The sequence below is a fragment of the Persicitalea sp. genome (assembly GCF_041751555.1).
Taxonomy (GTDB): domain Bacteria; phylum Bacteroidota; class Bacteroidia; order Cytophagales; family Spirosomataceae; genus Persicitalea.
The window spans coordinates 1-2030 of the sequence record NZ_JBGSXF010000670.1 but is presented as its reverse complement, the minus strand read 5'-3'; the positions used below and the strand labels follow the sequence as shown (position 1 = coordinate 2030).

The 2030-nt window shown below is 51.8% G+C and carries 4 protein-coding genes; all 4 read right to left on the bottom strand.

Annotated elements, in window-relative coordinates; genetic code table 11:
• Positions 1-86 precede the first annotated feature (86 nt).
• Complete coding sequence (locus tag ACEW8P_RS23635; protein WP_373515527.1) at positions 87-890, bottom strand: D-alanyl-D-alanine carboxypeptidase; 804 nt, start codon at positions 888-890, stop codon at positions 87-89.
• Between the two features lie 120 nt (positions 891-1010).
• Positions 1011-1370, bottom strand: coding sequence for a D-alanyl-D-alanine carboxypeptidase (locus tag ACEW8P_RS23630; protein ID WP_373515526.1), 360 nt, complete (start codon positions 1368-1370; stop codon positions 1011-1013).
• 112 nt (positions 1371-1482) lie between these two features.
• Complete coding sequence (locus ACEW8P_RS23625; protein WP_373515525.1) at positions 1483-1743, bottom strand: helix-turn-helix domain-containing protein; 261 nt, start codon at positions 1741-1743, stop codon at positions 1483-1485.
• 4 nt (positions 1744-1747) lie between these two features.
• Positions 1748-2030: hypothetical protein (locus tag ACEW8P_RS23620; RefSeq protein WP_373515524.1), on the bottom strand; the 283-nt coding region annotated here is incomplete at its 5' end.

The window sequence follows — 2030 nt, the reverse complement described above, 5'->3', positions numbered from 1 at the left end:
ACTTACAAAATCTACGTCCTGATTCGCCGGAACGGGAAGAATACGATTTATTGTACGGGAAGGGAATGGGAGGAGAGGTAGGAAGTTCAATTCCGATCCCGCAACCCCGTCAGCACGCGCGCTACTTCCGTACGAATTTCGGACGTGGGGCGCGCGAAATTGTTGTTCATGAAGCTAAAATAAAGCAATTTCCCCTTCTTCGTGACGAGGTAGCCACTCAGGCAATAGACATTGCTCAAACTACCCGTTTTGGCGTGGACGAAGGCTTCCTGGCCTTTAAACATATTCCTTAGTGTTCCTGTGGCACCGCCCGCCGGGAGAATGTTGAAGAGCCTTTCCTGAGGAATCTTCTGAGAGATTTTGCCCAGCAGGGCGATCATCGTGCGGGGTGTGAAAAGGTTATAGCGCGAGAGGCCCGAGCCGTCGCGCCAGAGTGGGTGGTCGGGTAAGTCTGCCAGGATGCTGGTTTTGGCATGTTCGATGGCTTGCGTAGTGTTGAGTGGCAGGCCGTGGGCGGCGGCGTAGAGTAGCATCGTTTGCTCGGCCATCATGTTGTCGCTCACCTCCATCATGCGTTTGTAGAGCGAGTCGGACGGGATGCTGTTCACCGTTTTCCACGGACCGGGAAATTCTTTGTCGGTCAGCTTTACTTCTTTTTTCAATCCGTAGGACAAGAGCGCGGCGGTTAGTTGGTTCGATGTGCGAACCGGAATATCCTGCTCCAGACCGCTGGGCAGGGCGTTAAGCGAGCGACGGAAATGATTGCGGTAGCGGTCGCGCACCAAACCCACGACGGTCGTGTCCAGATCCAGCGAATCCTGCCAAAACTCGGGTTGCACCCGCACGTAGAGGCCCGACGGACTGGTGAATCGGGCGATATTGCCATACACGGGCAGCGGCGAACGCTCGGCCTGGTAGTAGTCGTTGTAGTCGTCCCACGACCAGCCGGGCCCGTAGGTCGGGTTGTCGGTGTTGGCGGTCGAGACCAGGAGTTTTTCTTTTCTATTTTTCTAAATATTGAACACTGCGCTCTTGGGCAAATCAGGATGCAGCAACGACGGGTCGCCCGTGCCGCGGAACACGAGGACGCTGTCTTGCAGTTGGTATTCCAGGCCCGGAATTGAATCGCCCAGAGCCGTCAGCGCGGCGTAGAAGCTAAACAACTTGGTATTGGAAGCGGGCGTGAAGTACTTATCATCCTGGTAGGAAGCCAGCGTTTTCTGTTTGGCGGGATCGTACACCGAAATTCCGACGTGGTGCTGGGAGAGAACGGGCGAGTTTTTGACCTCTTTGTGGATGTAGCGGGAGACGGAGCAGCCGGAGAGAAGCAGCGGGAGCAGGAGGTACTTGAATAGGTAGTTTTTACACATGATGTCTTTGGACAGGCTAACTTGTCAGGATTATTCTATTCCGACGAATGTACTTGGAAAAGGTGAATGCTCAGTTACCAAAGTATCACAGGCCAGGTTTGAGGCGACGGTATCAAACAGACGCCTCGGATCTCGTCGAAGAATTATCCCTCATGAAGGTCCGGAATTCCTGGGCTAAAACATCAGCCAATATCAAGGGGTCGATATCCAAAGCTTTGCAAATGCGAAAGACGGTGGGCATAGTGGGTTTACTTTTACCGCTTTCGATGCGCGAAATATGAGCCTGATTTATACCCGAAAGAGTGGCCAATTGGGTTTGGCTAATCTGCTTTTGTTCACGCTGCTCGGTGATTATTTGGGCTAGGGTTTTCATAATATTACAGTCGGTGATGAAAAATAAAAATGTCGATTCGGTCGGTTAGGTTCTCGATTGCGTGGCGTTCTCGGGGAGATACTTTTACGAGACAAGACAAAAGTTTATCCCTTAAATTTGCCAAGGCTGAGAAAATCTCTTCGATCTGATCATCAGTGGGGTCGTCCATAGCTTGAAGATCATCAAGAGCCGCTCTGCCATAGCGTATGGCTAACTCTATATCGAAATCAAAGCCCAGCACGTGTTCCAGCAACCAGTCGGATTCCTCATAAAGTATTCGAATACGT